At 38.6% G+C, this 26,835-nt stretch carries 18 protein-coding genes; 17 read left to right on the top strand and 1 reads right to left on the bottom strand.

Going from position 1 to position 26,835, the window contains the following annotated elements; translation table 11 throughout:
• Positions 1-48: 48 nt before the first annotated feature.
• The 16 genes from MHB53_RS12570 (at position 49) to MHB53_RS12495 (ending at position 23,006) form a co-directional block, all read left to right on the top strand.
• Complete coding sequence (locus MHB53_RS12570) at positions 49-1,020, top strand: glycoside hydrolase family 43 protein (RefSeq protein ID WP_340918761.1); 972 nt, start codon at positions 49-51, stop codon at positions 1,018-1,020.
• 93 nt (positions 1,021-1,113) lie between these two features.
• On the top strand, positions 1,114-2,919 hold the full coding sequence (locus MHB53_RS12565) for a glycoside hydrolase family 2 protein (RefSeq protein ID WP_340918759.1): 1,806 nt from the start codon (positions 1,114-1,116) through the stop codon (positions 2,917-2,919).
• 342 nt (positions 2,920-3,261) lie between these two features.
• The gene (locus MHB53_RS12560) at positions 3,262-4,647 is read left to right on the top strand and encodes an ABC transporter substrate-binding protein (RefSeq protein WP_340918758.1); all 1,386 of its coding nucleotides are present in this window, start codon (positions 3,262-3,264) and stop codon (positions 4,645-4,647) included.
• Between the two features lie 83 nt (positions 4,648-4,730).
• Positions 4,731-7,703 carry an extracellular solute-binding protein gene (locus MHB53_RS12555; protein ID WP_340918756.1) on the top strand — a complete coding sequence of 991 codons (2,973 nt, stop codon included), beginning with the start codon at positions 4,731-4,733 and terminating at the stop codon, positions 7,701-7,703.
• Positions 7,704-7,717: 14 nt separating this feature from the next.
• A complete protein-coding gene (locus tag MHB53_RS12550) occupies positions 7,718-8,695 on the top strand; it encodes a carbohydrate ABC transporter permease (RefSeq protein WP_340918754.1) in 978 nt (325 codons plus the stop codon).
• A gap of 3 nt (positions 8,696-8,698) precedes the next feature.
• The gene (locus MHB53_RS12545; protein WP_340918751.1) at positions 8,699-9,562 is read left to right on the top strand and encodes a carbohydrate ABC transporter permease; all 864 of its coding nucleotides are present in this window, start codon (positions 8,699-8,701) and stop codon (positions 9,560-9,562) included.
• An 11-nt stretch (positions 9,563-9,573) separates the two neighbouring features.
• Positions 9,574-11,046, top strand: coding sequence for a hypothetical protein (locus MHB53_RS12540; protein ID WP_340918749.1), 1,473 nt, complete (start codon positions 9,574-9,576; stop codon positions 11,044-11,046).
• Entirely contained in the window at positions 11,043-11,657 is a 615-nt protein-coding gene (locus MHB53_RS12535) for a YIP1 family protein (RefSeq protein WP_340918747.1), read from the top strand. Before MHB53_RS12540 ends, MHB53_RS12535 begins: the two co-directional genes overlap by 4 nt.
• 12 nt (positions 11,658-11,669) lie before the next feature.
• Positions 11,670-14,003 (top strand): DUF5696 domain-containing protein, encoded by a 2,334-nt coding sequence (locus MHB53_RS12530; RefSeq protein WP_340918744.1) that lies wholly within the window; start codon positions 11,670-11,672, stop codon positions 14,001-14,003.
• A 2-nt stretch (positions 14,004-14,005) separates the two neighbouring features.
• Positions 14,006-14,857 (top strand): carbohydrate ABC transporter permease, encoded by an 852-nt coding sequence (locus tag MHB53_RS12525; RefSeq protein WP_340918741.1) that lies wholly within the window; start codon positions 14,006-14,008, stop codon positions 14,855-14,857.
• 18 nt (positions 14,858-14,875) lie between these two features.
• Positions 14,876-15,859: a carbohydrate ABC transporter permease gene (locus MHB53_RS12520; protein WP_340918739.1), complete on the top strand. Its 984-nt coding sequence runs from the start codon at positions 14,876-14,878 to the stop codon at positions 15,857-15,859.
• 312 nt (positions 15,860-16,171) lie between these two features.
• The gene (locus MHB53_RS12515) at positions 16,172-16,867 is read left to right on the top strand and encodes an ABC transporter ATP-binding protein (RefSeq protein WP_340918737.1); all 696 of its coding nucleotides are present in this window, start codon (positions 16,172-16,174) and stop codon (positions 16,865-16,867) included.
• Positions 16,836-17,882, top strand: a complete 1,047-nt coding sequence (locus MHB53_RS12510) for an efflux RND transporter periplasmic adaptor subunit (RefSeq protein ID WP_340918734.1) — start codon at positions 16,836-16,838, stop codon at positions 17,880-17,882. The genes MHB53_RS12515 and MHB53_RS12510 overlap by 32 nt, the downstream gene beginning before the upstream one ends.
• Before the next feature lie 15 nt (positions 17,883-17,897).
• Positions 17,898-20,777, top strand: coding sequence for an ABC transporter permease (locus MHB53_RS12505; RefSeq protein WP_340918732.1), 2,880 nt, complete (start codon positions 17,898-17,900; stop codon positions 20,775-20,777).
• Position 20,778: 1 nt separating this feature from the next.
• Positions 20,779-21,675, top strand: a complete 897-nt coding sequence (locus MHB53_RS12500; RefSeq protein WP_340918729.1) for an ABC transporter ATP-binding protein — start codon at positions 20,779-20,781, stop codon at positions 21,673-21,675.
• A 170-nt stretch (positions 21,676-21,845) separates the two neighbouring features.
• Positions 21,846-23,006 (top strand): IS256 family transposase, encoded by a 1,161-nt coding sequence (locus tag MHB53_RS12495; RefSeq protein WP_340924668.1) that lies wholly within the window; start codon positions 21,846-21,848, stop codon positions 23,004-23,006.
• Between the two features lie 551 nt (positions 23,007-23,557).
• Here the strand turns inward: MHB53_RS12495 and MHB53_RS12490 are convergent.
• On the bottom strand, positions 23,558-24,175 hold the full coding sequence (locus MHB53_RS12490) for a YesL family protein (protein ID WP_340918726.1): 618 nt from the start codon (positions 24,173-24,175) through the stop codon (positions 23,558-23,560).
• A gap of 193 nt (positions 24,176-24,368) precedes the next feature.
• Here MHB53_RS12490 and MHB53_RS12485 point away from each other — a divergent pair, with 193 nt between their 5' ends.
• Complete coding sequence (locus MHB53_RS12485; RefSeq protein WP_340918722.1) at positions 24,369-26,648, top strand: beta-L-arabinofuranosidase domain-containing protein; 2,280 nt, start codon at positions 24,369-24,371, stop codon at positions 26,646-26,648.
• Positions 26,649-26,835 lie beyond the last annotated feature (187 nt).

The raw sequence follows: 26,835 nt of genomic DNA, 5'->3' as shown, positions 1-26,835 counted from the left end.
CGGCTTGGTGAATGCCGAGAGTCTATTTTAATATTAGGAGGTTTAATTTTGGTTAATTCTCATAAAGAAAATCAGAAGATGGTCACTTATTCGAATCCAGTAGGTGGAATGAACAAGATTGGTGATCCATTTGTTTTAAAAAAAGAGAATTCATATTATATGTATGCTACATCTGAACCCAATTTTGGTTTTAAAGTTTGGAAATCTGACAATCTCGTTAACTGGGAAGAAAAAGGATTGGCGTATGTTCACCACGAACAACCAAATAAATGGGCAACTGGTGACTTTTGGGCTCCAGAAGTGATTCACCGTAACAATCGGTATTATATGACATACAGTGCACGTAACAAGGATGGGCATTTGCAAATATCAGTTGCAGCAAGCAGTGACCCACTCGGTCCATTTACGGATATTAGCACTGAAATAATTAAACAGGAAGGCTCATATATTGATGGCCATATATTTATAGGAGATGATGGTACTCCTTATTTATATTACGTAAAGGATTGCTCCGAAAATAAAATAAATGGTAATCATGTCAGTCAGATCTTAGTACAGGAAATGAACAAGGAGATAACGGATGTACTTGGGGAACCACGACTTTTATTGGAGCCTGACCAGCCTTGGGAGGGGATCGAAGGTGACTATCAATGGAATGAAGGGCCTTTCGTTATGAAAGATGGGCAAACATATTATCTGATGTATTCGGCGAATTGTTTCGCCAGTTCTGATTATAGTGTGGGCTATGCAACATCAGATCAACCGTTAGGTCCTTTTAAAAAAGCTACTGAAAATCCCATTTTGGCAAAAAATCTATCTATTAATATATCTGGACCAGGTCATAACAGTGTAACGATCGGTCCCGATGATAAAACACTTTATATCGTTTACCATACACATACAAACCCTGATGCACCGAGTGGAAACCGTCAAATGAATATAGATAGATTGTATTTTGAAGAAGGCAAATTAATTGTTGATGGACCTATAGTAAATGAACAGACGATAAAGATAAAATAGATTGAATTTAGCAAGCGAAGATATATTGATTATAGGGGATGTGCGCATATTTAACAGCAAGAAAATGAATATAACTTAAAAAGGAGCAATCCAATGACATTTAGACAAGAGTATCCAAGACCGCAGTTTGTGAGAAAAGATTGGTTTAATTTAAATGGAGAATGGGACTTTGCATTTGATCAAGATCAGGTTGGCATGAAGGAAAAATGGTTCAAAAAAGGAACAGATTTTGATCGGAAAATTAATGTTCCATTTGCTTATCAGGCAAAGTTGAGCGGTATTCATGATCCGTCTTTTTGCGACCATGTCTGGTATCGCAGAAGTTTTACAACACCGAAAGAATGGCAAGAAGAGCGTGTCATCATTCATTTTGGTGCAGTTGATTATCGAGCGTGGATTTATGTGAATGAACACTTGGTAGGTTTTCATGAAGGTGGTCATACTTCGTTCTCTTTCGATATTACTGATTGTTTAACATGGGAAAAGGAAGAAATTGTTGTGAGGGTAGAAGATCCATCAACAGATGAAACAATACCTAGAGGAAAGCAATTTTGGCAGGAAAAGTCCGAGGGCATTTGGTATACAAGGACAACAGGGATTTGGCAAACAGTATGGTTGGAACCGGTGAATGAGACGAGTATTAGCAAACTACGGCTGACCCCTGATGTAGATGGAGGCAATATTAAAGTTGAGTTCGATGTAACAGGCAATTTTTCTAATACAGAGGTTGAGATTGAAATCTTTTTTAATAATAAAAAAGTGGCAACTGATACGATCCGTATTTACGAGCGTTATAATAAGCGAACGATCAATTTGTACAATCACTATATTTTTAGGACAGGTTTTCACTATGAAAGCTGGGGGTGGACACCTGAGCATCCAAATTTATTTGATATTCGTATGAAGCTGGTTGATGTAGATGAAAATGAAGTACTGGACGACATTGATTCATACTTCGGGATGAGAAAAATTCATCGTGAAAACGGCATGGTCTATTTAAATAATCGTCCTTATTATCAAAAACTTGTACTTGATCAAGGCTACTGGCCAGATGGGCTGCTCACAGCCCCAGACGATGCTGACTTGAAAAAAGATATAGAGCTTGCACTTGAACTTGGCTTCAATGGTTGTAGGAAACATCAAAAAGTAGAGGACCCGCGCTTTTTATATTGGGCAGATCAATTAGGTTTTCTTGTGTGGGGGGAATGTGGTGCATCACCGTCCTTTAGCGAAACGGCTGTTTCTAGGTTAACGAAAGAATGGATTGAAATAATTGAGCGTGATTATAACCATCCATCGCTTGTTGCTTGGGTTCCTTTAAATGAGAGTTGGGGAGTTCCTAGTATTCGATCAGATAAACAACAACAGAACCACTCACTTGCAATGTATCATCTTGTTCACTCACTTGATCCAACACGACTTGTCATATCGAATGATGGTTGGGAATTAACAAAAACCGATATATGTGCTGTTCATAATTATAATCATGGCAATAAATATGAAAAAGAGAAATATGATTATTACAAGTTCTCATTGTCCACGAAGGAAAGCATTCTTAAATCACAGCCCGCACACCGGAATATTTATGTAGAGGGGCATGAGCATCACGGTGAACCGATATTGTTGACAGAATTCGGTGGGATTGGTTTTAAAGTCGGAGAGGACACCGGCTGGGGTTATTCGTCTGTTGATAATGTCGAAGATTTCATCAATGATTATCGGCGGATCATGGAAGCAGTCTATGCATCTAACATTTTGCATGGTTATTGCTATACACAGCTAACAGATGTGGAACAGGAGATTAATGGTTTACTAACATACAATAGAGAACCTAAATGTGAGATGAAGAAAATAAAAGAAATTAATCAGTTGTGGCATTTGGATATTATTGAAACATAAATAAACCTAATCAAGAGTTGTGAGTGAATCTATATTATCCGTACAACTAAATCTAGAGGGAGTAGATAGGTATAACTCCTCCCTTTTTTTATAAAGCGTATTTGCAATTTTAAAAAAATGGTGTTGACATGTACGAACAGGAAGATTTATTATAGGTATAAGTTCATACTATTCAAATATATTAAAAACGTAAGCGCTTTAATTGCATTATTAATGCTACGGAAATATGTGATGATACAACATGTACGCACATTTTTAAAGCACTAAGTTAATCGTGCATGGTCTTGAAAGGGGGGATTAACTTTTACACTTGATTCAATAAAGTATAAGGGGGAGAGATTATTGAATAAGAAGTTTAGCGCATTAATTATTATGTTCATGCTTATTTTAGTCTTGGCAGGATGTAAAAGCGGGGGCAATCTTGCCGGTAGCGATGATAGTGGCGGAGATACAAAGGGGAATGACAAAGGTGACAGCGAGCAGGTAGAAGAAGAAGGAGCGGAGCTTGTCTTCGACTCTAGTACTGAAGGGGAAGTAACCTTTTGGACGTTTACTCCAGACGTATATAAGGAAATTGTAACTGGATTCAACAAAGAATATCCAAATGTTAAAGTGAATCTTGTTGGTATGGAGTTTGCCGACATGCATGACAAGCTACAAACAACTCTGGCAGCTGGGAGCGGTGCACCTGATGTAGCCCAAGTTGAGCAAGGACAATTTTCCAGATATGTTACCGGGGATTTGTTGGAAGACTTACTTCAGCCTCCATATGATGCAGGGAGATATCAGGAGATGGTTTCCGAGTATAATTGGGAGCGTTGGAAATCGGTTGATGGAAAAGAATTACTTGGTATACCTTGGGATGTAACACCAGGTGTATTCTACTACCGTGCAGATTTATATGATCAAATGGGACTTCCGAGTGAACCAGAAGAGCTTGGTGAATTTTTAAAAGAGAAGGATAATGTGTTAGCCGCAGCACAGACGTTTGCAGCTAATGGAATATATATGTTTGAATGGCGAGACTCTCCTGCAGTTCAATACGGGGATGCGGTAGGTTACTTTGATAGCGAATACAATTGGCTTAGAAATACAGAGGAAATGGCTGAACTACTTGATTTTGTGAAAAGAGGAAATCAACTAGGGTGGGCGCCTCAAATTTCCGTGCTTTATGATGATGAAGGAAAGCAATTAGTGAACCAAGGTAAGGTGGCATCTTTCCCAATCGGAAGCTTTGGTGCGCGTGAATTAAAAACTATCTTCCCAGAGCAATCAGGAAAATGGAGAGCAACAACCATGCCACTAGGATTAAATGTTGGGCTTGGTGGATCAACATTCGTGATGCCATCCCAAGGTGAAAATAAAGATGCTGCCTGGGCATTTGTTGAATGGATGAACCAGGCTGAAGAAGCTTGGAAGGTATTTACTGAGCACTCCATCCAGCCAGCTTGGAAACATATTACCGCTCTGCCTTGGTATCAAGAGCATACAAATGAATATCTTGGTGGACAACAAGATTATAAATTATACGATTCTATTGATGATAATATCCCAGTACGCCGTTTGACGCCGCTTGATGGTGCTGCATGGCCGCTATACATCGAAAAAGTAGCGGAATCCATGGATAATAATATCGACTCCAAAACAACATTGCAACAAATTGAAGATAATGTTGAGAAGCAGCTCGGCCCTGAAATCGAGAAGCTGAAAGCTGAACTCGCCAACTAAATGTTGGAGGCTGTCCAAATAAGTGATTATCACATTTGGACAGCCTTTGATTAGAATTAGAAATGGAACAGGGGGAGGCTTCCGTGAAACGTTTGCTTCGTAAATACGCAGTTAGCTTAACAGTTATTATTTTACTTATTGCATCCTTATTTATCTGGAATCAAACACGCGGCTTTGACGATGCAGCGATGGCAAAAATACCTGAATACGATGATGTGGAAGAAAAGTCAATATTAGCAGATGAAGATATTCAAAGCTTGTTGGAACCTTCATTTTTCGAATACTATGATAATCATAATCTTGCAGGAGCTGCTGACGTAGAAGGGTTTGAAACTAAAATTGCATCAGAGGATTACACTGCGATCAGCAAGGAGGATGTTGAAGTTAAAACGGGTTTAGGTAAACCGTATGATACGGCAGTTGCACTTTTGGATCAAAAAGGATGGGTAGAATATTCCTTTAGTGTTCCTGAGGATGGCTACTATCAAATGGGAATGGATTATTATGCACTTCCAGGTAAGCGTGCGGCAGTTGTAAGAAGTTTGCAGATTGATGGGGAATATCCATTTTTTCAGGCGAAAAAACTGACGTTTCAGCGAACTTGGCAGGAAAAAGGTGAACCATGGTTTGATAATCAGGGAAATGAATTTAACCCAGGAAGGGAAGAAGTGTTTGGGTGGCAGTATAAGGAATTAAGAGATTCAGAGGCGAAAATAGCTGAACCGCTCCGTTTCCATTTGACGAAAGGAGAACACACCCTTCGTATTCAGGCTGTACGTGAACCGGCTGCCATTGGTGAGATCCGCATCTTTTCACCTATTCAAAACCCCACTTATGAAGAAGTGCTGCAATCATATCAAGATAAAGGTTATAAAGAGGTAAAAGACGTTCAAGTAAAGATCCAAGCGGAACATGCATTGTTACGGTCTGATCCGACCTTAAAGCGAGTGGAGGATAGGGAACCGATAACTGAACCATTCGACCCGAAGGCGATTACTTTAAATACATTTGGAGGAGAGGGTTGGAGAAACGGGGAACAGTGGGCTGAATGGGAGTTTGAAGTCCCTGAAAGTGGACTTTACAATATTGGGATGCGATATGGCCAATGGTATTTAAATGGTATTCCGACACAACGGAAAATAACCATCGATGGTGAGTTGCCGTTTCAAGAAATGAACGGAATCTTATTTCCGTTTAAAGCTGAATTTCAAATAAAAAAGCTAGGCACAGAAAGGGAAGAATTTTTATATTATTTAGAAAAGGGTAAGCATACGATTCGTATGGAAGTTCAAATTGGAAGTCTTGGTGAAATGCTTGAATCCATTCGCGTGACAACGAATACACTATCTCTTCTGTATAGAGAAGTAATTCGTGTGACAGGCACAAGCCCGGATCCAAATGCGGATTGGAATCTTGAAAATAATATTACAAATCTGGTGCCGCGCTTGCATATTTTGGCAAGAAATGTAGATGACGTTGTTGAATCACTTTATGATCTAGGCGTTCTGAAAGGTAGCTCAGATATAAGCACTTTACTGGAAGTGCGTGATACATTGCTGAGTATGGCTGAGGATACGAGGACGATCCCAGCAAGGCTTGAGTCAATTAATAATCTTCAAGCATCGCTTGGAACTTGGGTAAACAGTATGAGTAGTCAAAATCTTTTGCTTGACTATATTTTGATACAGTCACCTGATCAAGCATGGCCGAAACCTGCAGCACCTTGGTATACAAGGGCGGGGACTAGTATGAGAGATTTATCGTATTCCTTTACTAAGGATTACAGTGGTGTTGGAAATCTGTATGAGGATGAACAAGTGCTTGATGTATGGGTTGCGCGTGGGCGTGATTGGGTCCAAATTATTAAACAAATGATTGATGAGGATTTTACAACTGAAACAGGTATTAAGGTAAATGTAAACGTTGTTCCTGCTGGCCAAATGCAAGTATTATTATTGGCAAATACGTCAGGATTAGCTCCCGATGTTGCACTAGGTGTAGAAGGTGAAACGCCTATTGATTTTGCAGTAAGGAATGCATTAGTAAATTTAAATGATTTTCCTGACTACCCAGAAGTGGCAGATCGATTTAGACCAGGAGCGCTCATACCATATAAATACAATAATGGGGACTATGCGCTTCCAGAAAATCAGAACTTCTATATGCTTTTCTATCGTAAAGACATTATGGACGAGCTCGGAATAAAAGAAGATGACATTCCAGAGACGTGGGAAGAAGTGATGGAATTGATTCCTACTCTTCAGCAAAATGGAATGGATTTCTTTTATCCACATGCCCCAAATGATACAAAGTTAGCTGTGAATGAGTTTGCTCCATTTTTATTTCAGCATGGCGGGGATTTGTATGATGAAAAAGGTATAACATCAGCGCTTGATTCTCCTGAAGGCTTGAAGGCGATGGAAATGTGGACAGAATTGTTCACGAATTACAAAATTGAAAAACAAGCCGACTTTTATAATCGGTTCCGTTCTGGTGAAATGCCAATTGGAGTTGCTGACTATTCAACATATATATTGCTTTCTACAGCTGCACCTGAATTGACAGGTTGGTGGGAAATGAAACCGATGCCGGGTCTGAAACAAGAAGATGGACGAATTAACCGATCTACCGGAGGTCTTGGACAAACGGGTGTTATGTTTAAAGACTCTGAGATGAAAGATGATGCATGGGAGTTTTTAAAATGGTGGACAAGTGCTGATGCTCAAGAAAGATTTGGATCAGAACTGGAAGCATTACTCGGTGTGGAAGCGCGTTGGAATACTGCCAATGTAGAGGCATTAACGAGGCTTCCATGGGACCAAGATGATTTAGATGGAATTTTAGAACAATGGGAATGGTTTAGAGAAAGAGAAGTGGTTATTGGTGGATATTATACATCGCGACACATTGCGAATATGTGGAATGAAATTGTTCTAAATGGAAAATTAACCCGTGAAGCTGTTGAAGAAGGAGTGCGGGAAATTGATAAAGAACTCCGTAAGAAACGTGAGGAATTCGGATTGGAAACATCCAATTCCGATGGCCTTGATAAATAAGGGGGCTCAGTAATATGGATGCAAATTCGGCTTCAACTACTACAAATGAGGTCCCGGTTGCTACTGAGTACCCGGGACACCGACTCTCTATTGGGAGATGGAAAAAACTTTGGAATGATATAAAAAGACATAAAATGTCCTACTTTTTAATGGCGCCATTTCTGATTTTATTTACGATGTTTACAATTATTCCGATTGTTACTTCGGTATATCTAAGTTTTACATATTACAACATTATAGAAAAACCGACATTTGTTGGTCTTTCTAATTATAAGCTGCTCTTTGTTGACGATGATATCTTTTTGCAATCCGTGGGGATCACGCTCAAGTTTGCGTTCGTAACAGGTCCTGTTGGCTATATTTTAGCGTTTCTTCTCGCTTGGCTGATTAGTCAAATACCGCAGAAATACCGTTTTTTCTATACACTTTGCTTTTACACACCTTCAATTACAAGTGCTGTAGCGATGTCTGTTGTTTGGTTGTATTTCTTTGCCGGAGATAGAAAAGGTTTGTTAAACCATTACTTAATGCAATTAGGTATCTTAAATGAACCGTATTTATTTTTACAAAATGTTGAATCAATAGTTCCTGTAATCATTGTTGTTTCCTTATGGATGAGTATGGGGATTGGTTTCCTAGCTTTCCTTGCTGGTTTGCAAAGTGTGCCAAATGAGCTTTATGAGGCAGGGGAAATTGATGGAATTAGGTACCGCTGGCAAGAGCTTTGGTATATTACGCTACCATCTGTAAAACCACAACTATTGTTTGGAGCTGTTATGCAAGTCGTTTTCTCACTGCAAGTGTTTGATGTGAGTATGCAGCTTGTAGGGATGCCGAGTCCGTTATATGCCGGACACACAATCCTTGCACATTTATACGACTATGCCTTTATCCGCTTTGAAATGGGCTATGCTTCAGCCATTGCTGTTATCCTATTTCTAATGATGCTTGGTTTAAATAGATTTATATTTAGAGTGCTGGGGAGGGATTAATAAATGAAAACTGGAGTGACCGGAAAAAGGATAGACTGGGGAGGAGTTTTTCTCTATGTATTTTTGACTGTTTTCGGATTATTAATGCTTGCGCCACTTATCTATATGGCGTCTACATCCGTTAAGCCGATTAGTGAGTTATTCCTATTCCCACCGCGGTTTTTCCCGATTAATCCTACCTTGTTGAATTTTAGGGATTTGTTGCTGATAACAGGCACATCCTTTGTTCCATTTTCTCGGTATATTTTCAACAGTGTGTTGATTACTACAGGAATTGTATTTTTTGGCGTGATCATTTCAGCGATGGCAGCATACCCGCTTGCAAAGCACGATATGCCATTTAAAAGTACTATTTTTAGCTTAATCGTTACAGCGTTAATGTTCTCGCCGATGGTATTGCAAATACCACAATATTTACTTATTAGTAAAACTGGTATGATGAATACTTATTTTGCAATGATTCTACCTTATTTGGCCGCCCCAATTGGTATTTTTCTAATGATTCAATTTCTGAAGCAATTGCCTGATGCATTGCTAGAATCAGCTCGGATTGAGGGTGCCACTGAATGGCAGATTTTGTGGAAAATTGTTTTACCACTTTTAAAACCAGCGATTGCAACATTTGCGCTGTTCAGCTTTGTTCAAGCATGGAATGATCCATATCCATCCATGATGTATACGACAAAGGAAGAGTTAAAATCCCTTCCACTGGCGATTCAGTCTATTAGTGGAGGTGCTGGAGTTGTAGCTCGTGTAGGAACGTTTGCGGCTGCAAGTTTCTTAATGATTGTGCCGACGATTATCGTCTTTACGATCACTCAGCGGATGGTATTGCAAACAATGGCTCACTCGGGTCTGAAGGAGTAGGAGGGGGAACATTGAAGACATTATTGCCTAGACGAGTTTGTATAATTATGGCAGCTTTGATGATGATGTTCATCATGCCGCTCCAAAGTTTAGCAGAAACGCCATACGAAGGTTATATCTGGAACACAGAAGGAAGAGATGTACATTCTATCAATGGATATGTACATGATAGCTCGATAGATGGAGCTTTTTTAGAAACAGGCGTTTTTAATAGTCCGGAAGATATTTTCATCGCAGCAGATGACTCCATTTATGTAACTGATACAGGGAATAACCGAATCGTTCATTTGGATCAAAATCATGAAGTGCTGAAAGTAATCGGTGATTTGGACGGAGAGGGTAAATTAAATGGGCCAAAAGGTGTGTTTGTAAAAGATGATGGAAGCGTTTATGTTGCTGATACAAAAAATCAACGGATAGCTTTGTTTGATAAAGAAGGGAAATATATACAAGAGCTAGCTGCTCCTGATAGTCCGTTACTAGGAAAAAAGTTTTCTTATTCACCGTCTAAGTTGATCGTTGACAAGCGCGATTATTTATATGTAGTCAGCGAAGGCAATACGAAAGGGCTTATGCAAATTGATAGCAAGGGCGAATTTAAAGGTTTTTTCGGAACGAATGAAGTTGATTTTAGTTTGTGGCGTCTTATTACGCGTCTGATCGCAACGGATGAACAAAAGGCAAAACTAGAATCGGTGCAGCCATTGGCTTTTTCTAATTTGGCCCAAGATAAAGATGGCTTCATTTATACAACAACACTTGGAACAGATGAAAACCAAATTAAAAGATTGTCTCCGGTTGGAGTAGATACATTGAATCAAGGCGGTAAAAAATACGGTGATTTACTCAGCTATGGTAATAATATAGAAACTTCCGCTTTTATCGATATTACAATTAATGAAGACGGACTGATCACCGCATTGAACTTACAGACGAGCCGTGTATATCAGTACGATAAACTTGGAAATCTGTTGTTTGTTTTTGGGGGCAATGGCGAACAAAACGGAGTGTTTACAACACCTGCTAGTATCGATCAAGATTCAGAGGGGATCTTATATGTCGTCGACAAGGGAAGAAATCGAATTGATTTATTTAGAACAACACCTTTTGCTGACCTCGTTCATCAAGCGTCAAGCCTTTATGTAGAAGGAAAGTATGATGAAGCGAAAGATATATGGGAAGAAGTTATTTATTTAAATGGGAATTTTGATATTGCTTATCACGCGATAGGAAAGGCCTTGTACAAATCGGAAAAGTATTCGGAAGCGATGGATTATTTTAAGCTGTCGAATTCGCGAGGAGATTATTCAACGTCATTCCGTGAATATCGGGTTGAATTTGTGAGAAATAATTTTGCTTGGTTTTTCGGTGGGGCTATCTTCTTATTTCTCTTCCTGCGCTATGGGATTCCGTTAGTAAGAAAACTGTTTAAACGAAGAAAAGAGCAGCAGACGGTTCTTCAAGGGAAGGGGGAAGTAAGGTGAGTACAGTCCATATGATGCGTCAAGTATTAGCCAAGCCATTGGATTTCTTTTATGACCTTAAAGAACCAAATCGCTTGAAATGGTCTCAGGCAATCCTGCTTATTTTGCTTGCTTATCTCGTAAGAATGGGTTCGCTGTTAATGCTCGGTTATCATTTTGAAACACGAGAACCATATGAGATTTCATATTTTCATGAGTTTATATGGATATTTATCCCATGGATTACTTGGTGTCTTGCAAATTGGAGTGTCAGTACGATTTTGGATGGAGAGGGGAAGTTTAAAGAGTTATTTGTGGGAAGTGCATTTTGTCTTGTTCCATATATTGTTTTCACGATCCCGGTCACAGTATTAACAAATATACTGGCTCTAAGCGAGGGAATATATTACAGTGCATCGATTGTGATTGTCTTAGGGTGGGTAGCGCTACTAATGTTAATCAAAGTAAGAGTGCTGCATGATTTTGAGCTTGGAAAACTGATTATGATTACGTTTTTAACTGTATTGGGTATGGCTATCATTTGGTTTATCGGGATTTTACTATATGGTTTGGTCAACCAGTTTATTAGTTTTTTCCTAGATATATTTAAGGAATTACGGTTTAGGTTGTAGGAGGTGGATAAATTGTTCAACTACCAATATAAGAATATATCAATCTTTTTCATTTGTGCCATGCTGATATTGAGTTTATTTCCGTATAGTAGTAGCTATGCGGAAGAGGATAAAGATAAACAAAGCAATGCTGGAGTTACAACTACTGTTGGTGAAACAGATGAGGAAAATCCAGAAGAAGATTCTGAAGATGTGGCCCCTCCACAAGAAGTGGTAATTGTGGAATCTGGAGAACTAAATCCTATTACAGCAACACAAAAAATAACGGAAAATTCATTTCTCGAATTATACTTGGATGAAATGTCAGGGAACATTCGAATAGTTGATAAAAAATCTAAAAATGAATGGTTGGGGGCTCCTCAGGTAGACAAAGCGACACTTCCGAATAATAAAGCATTCATCGATTCTCCAGTTCATATTGAATATACAGATGGAGCGAGTGTTTCTCAAACATATACAATGAAAGATAAAACGGACCAACCAACAATGACTAATATTGAAAATGGCGTACGGGCAGACTTTACGGTTGGAGAGTTAAATGTATCATTTGCAGTGGAATATACACTGACAGATAATGGGATCGAAATTGTTATTCCCAATGATTCTATAAAGGAAAACGGCTCAGTCCGAATTACAAGCCTTGAAGTAGTACCATTTTTTCACGCAGCTCACCGGAAAGATGGAGGCGCTGTCTTTGTTCCAGATGGATCCGGGGCACTAATGAAAATTAGAGAAAAGCATCCGCAATATTTTAAAGGCTATTCTGAACCTGTCTACGGCCCGGATTATACGTTTGCTAGTGAACTTGGTAATGTAATGGCTGCTGATTTTACACAAGCTTCAGCTCCTAAGGAACAAATTGCTTTACCGGTTTTTGGTATTTACCACGAAGGAACTGGGTATACAGCATTTATCACCGAAGGGGAAGAAACGGCTCATATTACTGCGACGCCGTCTGGAATTAGAAATATTCCACTTTACAGGGCGGGTGCTAAATTCTTTTACCGTAAACAAGACGTAATGTTTATTGGGGCTTCCGGGAAAATCCCACTCTTCCAAGGGCAAATCATTACGGGCGACAGGAAAGTGAAATATGTATTACTCGAAGATGAAGCAGCTAATTATGTTGGAATGGCTCATGCTTATCGAGATTATTTACTGGAGCATGCGGGTTTGCAAAAGATGGGAGAAGTAGAAGCAGCACCTTTGCATATTGAGCTTATTGGTGGGATTGAGCGGGATGAAATTATCGGTACAACATTTATTGATATGACTACTTTTGAACAGGCTAAAACGATCATTAATGATTATGTGGAAAAAGGAATAGATTCATTGAAGATAACGTTTAAAGGATGGTCGAAGGATGGTCTCTATGGAAATCAGCCGGAACATTTTCCCGTAGAAAGAAAGCTTGGTGGTAAGAAAAAGCTTAAAGATCTTGCACAGCATGCACAAAAAATGGGTGTAGTGCTTTATTTGGATGCTAATTATGTTAGACCATTCCAAGATAGCAATAGTGTGACACCTAGGAAAGATGCTGTCAGGGGAATTGATCGCGAAGTAATGGAAAGTCCTAATTATCGCGTTTCAAGCAGATTAAGTCATAATGAACAGCGCTTTTACTTGCTAAAGCCAGAGAGAGCCTCGGAGCTCGCTTTAAAAGAAGCAGCAAAGTATAAGGATCTCGGAGTCACTGGCGTGCATTTCAGCTATGTTGGGGACATGCTATATTCAGATCAAGATCCAAATCACTTTTTTAGTCGCGCAGAAGCGAAGGAAACATGGAAGCAAATGGTAACGGATTTCCACAAATCTGTGGACAAGATTTCAGTTGATTATGGATTTAGTTATACACTTGGACATGTGGATGAAATTAATCAAATTCCAATGGATTCAAGCGGATTTGTTTATTTGGATGAAACCATACCGTTTTATCAAATTGTGATTCACGGACTTGTTCCATATACTGGGAAACCAGCGAATTTAAGAGATGATGAAAATGTTGAGTTTTTACGTGCTATTGAGTACGGTGCTTCACCAAGCTTTGAACTGACGTATAAATCAACGGAAAATATGAAGCGGACAATGGAAGACCGTCTATTCAGTTCGGATTATGCGTATTGGTTTGACCGTTCTATTGAGGAATATAAGAAGTTTCAAGAAGTACAGGCACAAACTGCTGGGCAATTGATTGTGAACCATGAACAGATTGAACGAAATGTGTATAAAACTACGTATGAAAATGGTACACAAATACTTGTTAATTATAATAGAAAGAAAAGAACAGTGGATGGTCACACGATAGAAGGACTTAATTTTTTGGTCAGTGAAGGGGAGAGGAAATAATCATGAGACTATCAATGAAGGCCCGTCACATCATGGAAGGATATTCATTCATATCTTTATGGATTATTGGTTTCTTTCTGTTCATGGCTGTTCCGCTCGGAAGATCGTTTTATTACTCTCTAAACGACTTAAAACCAACTAAAGTAGGGCTACAGGCGACATACGTTGGTTTGAAGAATTACCGTGAAGCATTTACGACAGACATAGATTTCATGCCGCTATTAATAGATACGATGACATCTATGCTGACTCAAGTACCACTTATTTTATTATTTGCCATGTTCAGCGCTATTTTGCTTAATAGAAAAGCATTTGGCAGAACATTTTTCAGAGGTGTGTTTTTCCTGCCGGTGATTATTGCCTCTGGGGCAGCACTGCGAAAGTTAATGGAGCAAGGGGCGGCATCATTACCAATTTTTTATCAGTATGATTTGTATCGCACATTGAATAGTATTATACCGAGTGAAATTCTTGATCCGCTCCTCGAATATGCGGACTCGCTCACACTTGTTATGTGGGATTCAGGTGTACAAATTTTAATATTTTTGGCAGGGTTGCAGACCATTTCACCATCATTGTATGAAGCAGCAAAAATTGATGGCGCAACGGGATGGGAAGTGTTTTGGAAAATTACATTTCCGATGCTAATGCCAATGATTTTTGTTAATACATTGTATAGTATTGTTAATTCATTTACGAAACCGGATAACGGTGTCATGGATCACTTATTAAATGTAGTATTTGTTTCAAATGATTACGCTTATGGATCCGCGATTGGTTGGCTGTACTTTATTTTTATCTTCATTGTTTTGGGCTTAGTTTTCCTCATTTTCCGTAGAGGAATGGCCGATTAGAGAGGGGGGAGAAATTCGATGGAACTAAGAGTAGTTCGTTCCGTTCGACTGCTAACGCAAAAGTTGGACGATGATAAAAGGTCTTTACTGTTGAGGCGTTCAAAATCGCTTTTAGGAAATACGTTTTATTATTTGTTATTATTAAGCTTATCTTTTGTATTTATTTATCCACTGCTTTACATGGTTTCACAATCATTCATGCGTCCTCAAGACGTTGCAGATGCGACTGTTCAATGGCTCCCTAAAGTATTTACGTTAGAAAACTTTGCAGAGGCCTTTAAATCAATCAATTATTGGAATGGATTCCTCAATAGTATTTGGATTTCATTTGGAAGTGCTGTTTTGCAAATTCTTAGTTGTTCCTTTATTGGCTATGGATTTGCTCGCTATAAATTTCCAGGTAAAGGTTTGTGGCTTGGATTACTACTCTTTACTTTTTTAGTGCCACCGCAAACAATTGTAGTCCCGCTTTATATCTTTTTTAGTGATCTAGGTTGGATTAATACGTTATTTCCATTTATTATTCCGGCGTTTTTTGGCTTTGGTTTAAAAGGGGCCTTGTTTGTCTTAATTTTTATCCAGTTTTATCGAGGTCTACCAAAAGTATTTGAGGAAGCGGCAAGGATTGATGGAGCAGGTCCCTTCCGTACTTACTGGACAATCATGTTTCCACTTGCAAAGCCAGCGATGCTAGTTGTGTTTCTATTTTCTGTTGTGTGGAATTGGAATGATGTGTTTCAACCAAATATGTATTTGCTTGTACCTGAATATTTTAACTTAGCACAAAACTTAACGACCTTTAACGGAAACGCAAATGCCCAAGGAGTAAATCAAATGACACAAGCTGTAGCTGCAAGAGATGCAATAGGTATGGCACCAACATTATTAAACCAAATTATGGCTGCCGTTATTCTGACAATCCTGCCAATTATTATACTATACCTATTCGTCCAACGTTCTTTCGTTGAAAGCATCGAACATTCAGGAATAGCAGGGGAATAAGAAAGCGAAAGGCGCCAGAAGCTTGTATAGGGCGACAAGCATAAGCCAAGACTTCTAGAAGGTTGGTCTTGACCTTCTAATAAGTCTTGGCTAATGACCTTTTGTTCTCGACTTATCGTAACCCAGTAGAGGGAATCCTGACTAAGAACCAAACGTTTTATAACAATGCGACCTGCTTTACGCAGGTTTGATTTATTGTGTTATAATTTAGAAAATTAGGTATTAATTGACATTATATTTTATTGAAGTAAGAATCTACTTTTTACTTATAGAAGCCTTGACTACGATCAGAGGCTGGAAACGTGGTGGAATATGGAAGCTCTTGTAAGAGTCGATAATATCGTTAAGTCTTTTGGAAGCGGTAACAAAAAAGTTAATGTATTAGATGGAATCAATTTAACGATAGAACCGAATGAACTCGTTGCTCTAAGAGGAAGATCAGGGTCTGGAAAGACGACTTTGCTTAATTTAATTGGTGCACTTGATCGACCTACAAGTGGCGAAATTTATATCGCGGGAAAACCGATAGATCAATATAATGAAAAACAACGATCTGAAATGCGTAGGACGCAGATGGGCTTTGTTTTTCAATCCTATGGTCTAGTTCCGTTGATGACGGTGGAGGAAAATATTGAATTTGGGCTTAGAATTGCAGGTGTTCCTAGAAAAGAATGGGCAAGGATGATTGGAGAATCGATCGATCTTGTAGGATTGACCAAAAGGGCGAAGCATCGTCCTTTTGAGTTATCAGGTGGTGAACAACAAAGAGTAGCAATTGCTAGAGCGATTTCTGCCAAACCTCCTATTATTTTAGCTGATGAACCAACGGCGGAGTTAGACAGTAAAATGGCGTTTCGCATCATTCATGCTTTTCAGGAACTCGTAAAAAGCCGTACGACAACGATTATTATGACTACCCATGACCCAGGCATTCTTGAAATATTAGAACACGTCTATACATTGGAGGATCAGACCATTGCATACCGAAAAAACGAAGTTACCGTTTAAATCGCTATCGTGGGGAAGTGTCGGCGCAGTGGCGCTGATGGGTGCAATTATGGGCGGCTGCTCTTTTTTACCTAAGGAAGAACCAGTGCTTGCTCCTCCACTAGTGGAACCCGCTCAAATGGACTATGATACTGCAGAAGTAACTAACGGCGAGATAGTGAAGCGAGTAAAAGGCTCAGGCGTACTTGTGCCTAAAAGTCAGCATGATTTATTTTATACGAAAGATGGTGGTAGACTCCAGAAGGTGTTTGTAGTAAAAGGAGATTTAGTAGAAAAAGGGGATACATTAGCGGAAATTGAAACTGGAAGCTTAATTTTTGATATTGATCAAGCGCGTATTGAATTGAAAAAAGCTGAAATTAGACTGGAGCAATTGAGGGCGGAAAATGCAGATAAATACTCGATTGAAATTGGCAAGTTAGATGTACAAAGCTTAAATAATCGACTTTATCAAATGAACTCTCAACTTGCTGAGGCTAAAATCACCGCCCCGATGAATGGGGTAGTTACCTTCGTAAGTGAGATTCGCCAAGGGGAGACTGTACCTGCCTATGAATCTATTTTTCAAGTAGCAGAAACCTCTGACTTCCATGTGGAGTATACAGCGATAAATGCTGCCGATATTGCTGAAGTTACCGGAGGTATGGAAGCTATAGTTGACTTAAAAGGCAAAGACTTAAAAGGGAAGGTCATTCAAACGCCTAAGGATGTACCACAAGATATTTATCAAAAAGATCCTGACCATTATAGCAAAACGATTGTTGTTAGTATTGACTCCTGGCCAAAAGATGTGAAAGTTGGTGAGATCGCAGGTATTGAAATTATTACTGCCAAAAATGCCGATACGTTGATTATTCCTAAAAATGGCTTGAGAACAACAAATGGCCGAAATTATGTACAAGTCATGGCCGATAATACGAAACGAGAAGTTGATATTGAAGCTGGAATTATATCCGCTACAGAGGCTGAGGTTCTCAAAGGACTAAATGAAGGGGACATCATCATTTTGAAGTAGAGGGGGAATAAGTGTGTGGCAATCTTACAATTAATATTTCGCAAAATGCTAAATAATCGATGGCTTACAGGTAGCTTATTCCTTGGTTTGCTTATTACAGTCTCACTCGTATCAAGCATCCCGACCTACACGTCAAGTGTGATGCAAAAAATGCTGTTAAAGGAACTAGAAGACCATCAAACGAGTAAAAATGAATTTCCAGGTGAATTTAGTTTTTCTGATACATTTGCAACGTCCATTGTTAAACAACCAGGAGAAGCGCTTTCCAGGGTAGAGTCGATAAAAAAAGATATTGTAACTGAAGCCGGAATTCCTGTATTAGCTGACGTAAATATAGTTGGGACAACACCATTAAAAGCAATGTATGAAGAGGAAGCAAGGAGGGCGAAGTCCCTAAAGCCTGGTAAGTTAATGATGTTAACTAATATTGAAAAAAATGTCACGCTTACTGATGGCAAATTTCCAGTTGCTGAGCCTGTAGATGGGGTAATAGAGGTACTCGTCTCAGAACAAGCATTGCTTGAAAGAGATATGGTCCTTGGCACAACCTTTATTCTTGGTGATGATGACAATCAGTTTATTATAAAGCCAGTGGGAGCTTTTCAGCCGGCAGGGAACGAGGGCCAATATTGGTCGCTAGTTCAGAATAAATTCAGTGATGACTTCATTGTTCATGAGAAATGGTTTCGTAATGAACTTGTGGCCAATCATGAAGGGTTGCTAGGTATCGGAAGGTTTAGTACAGCGTTTGATTATCACAAAATAACAGATGAAGACATTTCTCGATTGCTAGGTTTAGAGAGAAAGCTGAAGTCATCCGTTTCTAGTGTAAAAAAGGCATCGATTTTATTTCATTTTCCAATAAAAAGTATTCTTATTTCATTTGAGCATAAGGGAGATCAGCTGTCTGTCATGTTGTGGTCGCTGAATGTACCTGTGTTAATTATGCTTGCTGTTTATCTGTATATGATCTCACGATTGATTATTGAACGGCAATTAAATGAAATTGCTGTATTTTCTAGTCGTGGAGCAAGTCGGATTCAAATTCTAGCAATATATTTTATAGAGATTGCTATATTAGGACTGTTTGCATTCTTCATTGGTCCTTTTCTTGGCTTATTGCTTTGTAAAGTGCTTGGAGCATCCAATGGATTTTTGGAATTTGTCCAAAGATCTGCTCTTCCTATTAAGTTGTCAGCCAAGTCATTTTTCTATGCGTTTCTTGCTGTTGCTGTCTCGATTATTATGATTATGATACCAGTTTATCAAGCATCTGGACGCAGTATCGTAAATCATAAACAAGATATTGCTAGAAATATCGGTGGGCAGAAATGGTATACCGTTTTTATCGAGTTAGCTTTGCTTGGTGTTTCGATTTATGGTCTGTGGACATTTAATCGTAGGCAAAAAGAATTACTCGCATTTGATGGTGATCCTGCCGATCTAATGATAGATCCGATTTTATTCTTTATTCCCGCGTTGTTCATTATTGGAGCTGGTTTATTTATCCTGCGGATTTATCCATGGGTTTTAGCCCTTATTTATAAAATAGGAGAAAGGTTTTGGTCTGTATCGTTATACAGTACATTTTTACAAGTAAGTCGGTCTTCCAAACAGTATCAATTCCTTATGTTATTTCTAGTGATGACGATAGGAATGGGAGTATTCAGTGCTAGCGCTGCACGGACGATTAATCTCAATTTAGAAGAGCAACTGCTTTATAAAAATGGTGCTGAAGTCCGAGTCGCTGTGAAGTGGAATAGTAACAAGCCTGCGTCAATGCCTGCATATATGTCTCCAAGTGCACCTTCTGGATCCGGTTCAGAAGAGGAAAAAACGGATGAATTAGACCTTACGGAAATAGAACAAGTTGTTTATACTGAACCACCATTTGACCCGTTCACACAGCTGGAGGAAGTTGCTAAGGCTGCAAAGGTGTTTAAAAAAAATGATATCACGCTTACATCTAATGAAAAAAGCATTCATTATCCAAAGCTATTGGCAATCGAGCCAAAATCATTTGGAGAGGTAGCGTGGTTCAAATCATCCCTACTACCTCATCATTGGTATCAATATTTAAATTTACTCGCAAAAGAACCGAGTGGGATACTGATTTCAGCAAACGCTGCTAAATCTCTAGGAGTGAAAGAAGGAGATTATCTTTCCATGAGTTGGGGAGGCTCAGATACAGGTGAATTTGTTATATATGGAATCATTGATTACTGGCCAGCGTTCAATCCTCTTGAAAAGGCTGAAGACAGTGAGCAATCGGGGGCACTTGTCGTTGCGAATTTGCCCTATGTACAGAATATGATTGGGCTAGAACCTTATGAAGTATGGATGAAGTTACACCCTGAAGCAACTCGGGCTAACTTTTATGAGAGTATTAAAGAAAAGAAAATACCAGTGCTAGCAATGAATGATGTGTACCCAAGTATAGTAGAGTTGAAAAATAGTGCCTTATTGCTTGGATTAAACGGAACAATGACATTAGGTTTTCTGATCTCACTGATGATTTCTTTTATCGGATTCATTCTTTACTGGATTTTGACGATTAGATCGAGAACGTTACAATATGGAATTTATAGGGCAATGGGGATTCCAATGTCGAAATTAATCGGTATTTTGATTTCTGAACAGTTATTAACTTCTGGTTTTGCTTGTCTGTTAGGTATTACTGTTGGAGGAATTACAAGTCAGTTATTCGTACCTTTATTTAAACTATCTTTAAATGTACAAAATATGATGCCGCCATTTTCCGTTGTATCTAATGCCAGTGACGAAATAAAAATTTACATTTTTGTCTTACTGATGCTTGTGCTCGGATCTGCAATTTTAATCGGCTTTTTAAGGAAAATTAAGATCCATCAAGCGATAAAGTTAGGTGAGGATTAACATGATACAATGCCAAAACTTAATGAAAATTTATAAGATTGATGATGATCATGAGGTCATAGCCTTGCAGGGACTCGATTTGCAAGTGGATAAAGGTGAGCTTATGGGCATTATCGGTAATAGCGGAAGTGGTAAGTCAACTTTATTAAACATGCTAGGTGGACTTGACAGACCAACTGCTGGAAAACTAATTGTTGGTGGAAAAGATTTGCTGAGAATGTCTGATAAGGACCTAGTAAAATATAAACTGGAAACGGTCGGATTTGTATGGCAAAACAATGCAAGAAATCTGATTCCTTATTTATCAGCTGTTGAAAATGTGGAGCTTCCGATGTTGATTAAAGGTCGCTATAAACGTGAGCAAGCAAAAGAATTGCTAGAGATGGTCGGCATGGGACATAGGTTCAATAGCAAATTACACTCCCTTTCAGGTGGGGAGCAACAACGTGTCGCCATCGCCATATCTCTCGCTAATCAACCGAGTTTAATTTTGGCAGACGAACCAACTGGAAGTGTAGATACGAAAACGGCAGATATTATTCTTGATGTTTTGCGGAACTTGAATCGTGAACTCGGAGTTACGATCGTTATCGTGACCCATGATTCCCAGCTTACGAGAAAAATGGATAGAGTCGTCGCTATTCGCGATGGTAAAACATCAAGTGAAATTTTGCGTCGTTCAGCTTATGCGAATATGACATTGGATGAAGAGAGTTCAGACGAAGGACAAGATACTCATGTAGAGTTGGCTGTACTCGATAGTGCAAGAAGAATCCAAGTACCAGAAAATTATTTACAGGCAATCGGGATCGTGGATTCGAATAAAGTCAGAATGGAACTAGAGGATGGAAAGATCGTAATTGTTAATCCAGAGGAAGAAAAAGTGAAAGTGAATTAACTGTAGGTGGGTATTTATTTATGGTTAATTTATCTTCCGTGGTAAATACCAAAATCGGTGAGCGGCTCGTAAAATGATAGAGTCCGTATAATTGTGTAAAAAGAAAAGGTCTCATCAAGACCTCATGTTACAATGTTTTCAACCACGATCACATTGAGGAGGAATTGATGATGACCCAACTTAATTTTAACCTAGATATTGAAATTTTAAAAGACTCAGTGCTAAATTCAAACCTGGAAGCGGTAGTAAAATCCACGATTGTACTTGTCCTAAATGAATATATGGAGAAGGAACGCGATGATTATCTCCAAGCAGCTGCCTACGAGCGCTCGATCGAACGCATTGATTACCGAAATGGCTACTACGAGCGAGAGCTTCTCCTTAGTATTGGAAGGGTTCAACTGCGAGTCCCGAGAACCCGTGAGGGACACTTTTCTCCCTCCGTGTTTGAAAAGTTTTCCCGTGTAGATCAGGCCTTTGTATTGTCGATGTTAGAGATGGTGGTCAATGGGATTTCCACTCGAAAAGTCACAAATGTCGTTCAACAACTGTGTGGAGAAAACGTCTCTAAATCGTTCGTATCTTCCCTTACTGGAAAGCTAGATCCAATCGTAAATGAGTGGGCAAACCGCCCTCTAAATACCATGTACTATCCGTACGTTTATGCAGATGCCATGTATATCAAGGTCCGGGAACATAATAAAGTGATTTCCAAGGCAGTTTATATCGCTACAGCGATAAATGAAAACAAGAGACGTGAAGTGATTGGACTAAAAATCGATCATGTTGAGAGTTTTGAGGCATGGCAAGGATTCTTCCAACACCTGAAAGGACGTGCTCTTCAGTCTCCAAAACTTATTATTTCAGACGCTCATGAAGGACTGAAAAAAGCAATTCAGCGGGAATTCATAGGCACTTCTTGGCAACGTTGCACTGTCCATTTTAAACGGAATATCATTGAACGATTGCCAAAAAAAGAATCAAAACAAATAATCGCTGACATGAGGCGCATCTTTAATAGTATTTCAGTAGAAGAAGCTCGCCAATATAAAGAGCAATTTGTCGATAAATATGAAGAAGAAGCAAAGGTCCAGAAAGCAATTGAAATTTTAGAGGATGGCTTCGAAGATGCCATTCAATTTCTCAACCAGCCTTCTCGTTATCATCGTTATCTAGCGAGCACAAATTCACTTGAAAGGCTTAATCAGGAGGTTCGCAGGAGAGAAAGAGTCATACGTATCTTCCCGAATAATCAATCTGCATTTCGACTTATCGGTGCAATACTAATGGATTATGAAAACAGAGAACGAAGCGGAAAAAAGAGTTTATAAAATGACAATTTCATCAAGTGAAAAGGGGGTACCCCCTTTTCACTTGATGAAATAAAATAGCCAACTATAACTAAACATCATAAAGAAAACATTGTAAACTAAATTACACAATTGTCTGGACTTGACTCGTAAAATCAGCGAGTGGCTCGCAAAATCGGTGAGTGGCTCACAAAATCGGTGAGCGGCTCACAAAATCGGTGAGCGGCTCGTAAAATCAGCGAGTGGCTCACAAAATCGGTGAGCGGCTCGTAAAATCAGCGAGTGGCTCACAAAATCGGCGAGTGGCTCGTAAAACCGGTGAGCGGCTCGTAAAATCAGCGAGTGGCTCGCAAAATCGGTGAGTGGCTCATAAAATCGGTGAGTTATCCGTAACCAAGATTAGGAAGTTGATATACACGAGATGATAAGTGATATTACGAATAAAGTGAATCACACCTAGTGAAATTGACCTGGACGGAGTGATCTTTACTAGTCACGAAGTTTGATAAGTGCTTTTGTAACTATAAAAAAGTCGACGAGACTTTCTTACAGCCTTAGAAGAATGAGAAGGTTCATTCCTCTAAGGCTGGCACGGTTTTCAACTTTTCAATTTTATTAAAAGAGCGGTTACAAAGTAAAAAATTTATATTTGCCCAAATGCTAAAAATGATGAGAAATGTTACAGGAACGTAGATAATTATAAGTAAACATATTCCACCAAAGATGATAATTAATAATGTTGTTGGAAAATAGGCAAGTGAGACAATGAATGAGTTTTTTAAAACATCTCTTAATCTTAGCTGATAGTGGATCATGACAGGAAATAAAAAAGTACTCATGAACATAAAAATCATTGCGATAAAAAAAAGTGGAACTAATAGAAAGGTTCTCCATTTTTCCAAGGCTTGGATAACGTAAAAGTAATCGATATACAGTAGAAAAGCGAAGGGAATCCATAGTAAGCCAATTAATAAGCTCTGTTTAAAATTCAATTTAAAATGTTTTGTAAAAGGCATAAATACACTGGTTTCGTCATGTAATTTCCACTGTCTAATGACACTAAACATCGCTGCAGTTGCTGGGAAGATCGTGATTATAGGTAAGCATGCGATTAACCAGATAACATTTAAAATAAATAAGTTAGAAACCTTTTCTAGGAAAATATAAAACCTACTATTTAATATATTCATTAGATTCACCCAACTTTGAAGTTTGTGACATAAAAGTACCACATAATCTGTTAAAAAGATAGATAAGGGAAACGAAATCATTCATGATTTGGGAGGAATGGGAGTTTAGTTATGGTTTTAGATTCGGAAGGTTACTTATTGAGAAATGGAAATACTAGAATAGACTGAAGCGGTAAATAAAGGAGATTTTATAATGGAGAATGTAATATTACTAGATGGTGTGTTTAAGAAATCACAAGTAAAGGGAAAGGAATACCTCGTTTATCTTGACGTTGATAGACTTGTTGCCCCATGTTATGAGGCAATTTCGCAAACACCGAAGCAACCTCGTTACGGGGGATGGGAATCAACGGGAATTAGCGGTCATTCAATCGGTCATTGGCTTTCGGCTGCATCGACTATGTATGCGGTTACGAACGATGATAAGCTAAAACAGAAAATAGACTATGCTGTGGAGGAACTCGCGCATATACAAAGTTTTGATCAAGATGGCTATGTTAGTGGATTTCCACGCGAATGCTTTGATAAAGTCTTTAGCGGGGATTTTGAAGTCGAGAATTTTAGCTTAGCAGGAGCATGGGTTCCTTGGTATAGCATTCACAAAATTTATGCTGGGCTCATGGATGTGTATACACTTTTAGGAAATAAAAAAGCGCTGGAAGTTGTAATTAAGCTCGCTGATTGGGCTAAGAAAGGAACAGACAACTTGGATGATAAGCAATTTCAAAAGATGCTTATCTGTGAACATGGCGGTATGAATGAAGCCATGGCTGATCTCTATTTGATTACTGATAATCAAGATTACTTGAATCTAGCAATTAGATTTTGTCATATTGCGATATTGGACTCTCTATCTAAAAGTATGGATGAGCTTGAAGGTAAACATGCTAATACACAAATTCCAAAAGTAATTGGTGCAGCTAAGTTATATGACATAACCGGAAGTGAAGAGTATAAAAAAATGGCAGTTTTCTTTTGGAATGAAGTAACTAAATTTCGTTCCTATATCATTGGAGGTAACAGTATTGGGGAGCACTTTGGACCGAAAAATCGAGAAAAGTTAGGGATCGAAACAGCCGAAACCTGTAATACATACAATATGCTAAAGCTGACTGAGTATTTGTTTAACTGGTCTCCAAAAGCTAAATATATGGATTACTATGAAAGGGCGCTTTATAATCATATCCTTGCTTCGCAAGATCCGGACTCAGGGATGAAAACATATTTTGTGTCGTCACAACCTGGACATTTTAAAGTATATTGTTCCCCTGATGATTCATTCTGGTGTTGTACGGGTACAGGAATGGAAAATCCTGCACGTTATACGAGAAGTATTTACTCTAACAAAGATGAAGAACTATATGTAAACCTATTCATTGCTTCCGAACTTAAAATCGATGAAAAGAAAGTGAAAATACGCCAAGAAACTGACTTTCCACACTCAGATAAGGTTATACTCCTTTTTGAAGAAGCAGAATCGGAATTTTTAAAAGTACATATACGCATACCATATTGGGTGTCAAAAGCAATTACTGTAATTGTAAATCATGTGGAAACTTCTTATAGCTCTAAAAATGGATATATAACTATTGAAGGATATTGGCGTGCTGGTGATCAAATAGAAATCAATCTCCCTATGGAACTCCATACATATACGTCCAAAGATAATCCAAATAAAATGGGCATTATGTATGGACCGATTGTATTGGCAGGAGCTTTAGGAACAGAAGCATTTCCAGAAAGCGACATTTTGGGTGATCATCTAAAATTAAATAATCATCCATTGATAGATGTACCTAATCTTGTGGCTGACAAAGGCAATTTAACAAAATGGATTAAGCCTATTAACGGATCTCCGTTGACATTTGAAACAGACGCGGTTGGTCAGCCGGGAAATGTAAAAATTACACTTATTCCGTTTTATCAGCTTCACCATCAACGGTACACACTATATTGGAATTTAATCGACGAAGACGCCTATGCGACATTTGTTGACAAAGAAAAAGAAGTGTTCGAAAAGATGAGAGCCATTACAGTCGACTTTGTACAGCCAGGAGAACAACAGCCGGAAGTGGAGCATAAGATTAAAACAAAAAATTCAACAACAGGATACCTTAATACCATCCAGAAAAGTTGGCGTGATAGTCGTGATGAAGGATACTTTAGTTATGAACTGGCTGTTCAGCCTACTAAACAAATGTTTCTGGAAGTAACTTATTTTACTGGTGATCGAACATTTTTTGTGGATGGAAAAAAGTATATACGTGAATTCAACATAATGATTGATGGAACAACAATAGCGCAGCAAAAACTTGATGGTAATAAATCAGACGATATTTTCAAAATATATTATAACATTCCGATGATCTTAACGGAAGGAAAACAAGTTGTTGAGGTGAAGTTTTCATCTATCGAAGGTAAGGTAGCAGGTGGTGTTTATGGTGTTAGGGTTTTAAATTCTAATCGTTTTTAACACCGTGGAGCTGAGAAAATTTATCAGGTATAGAGCTAAATGTTAATCCAGAGGAAGAAAAGGTAAAGGTAAATTAACAAGTTTCAACAAAAAGAGGAATGAACAACATGTTCATTCCTCTTTTTGTTGAAGCGGCCTGTTTCAGCAAATTGAAACATCGGTAACAAGTAGGGGATTAAACCCTTAA

Origin of the sequence: Bacillus sp. FSL K6-3431, from assembly GCF_038002605.1 — a bacterium.
GTDB lineage: Bacteria > Bacillota > Bacilli > Bacillales > Bacillaceae_C > Lederbergia.
Note: the sequence above shows the minus strand (reverse complement) of the source record. Positions and strands in the feature narration are given on the sequence as shown.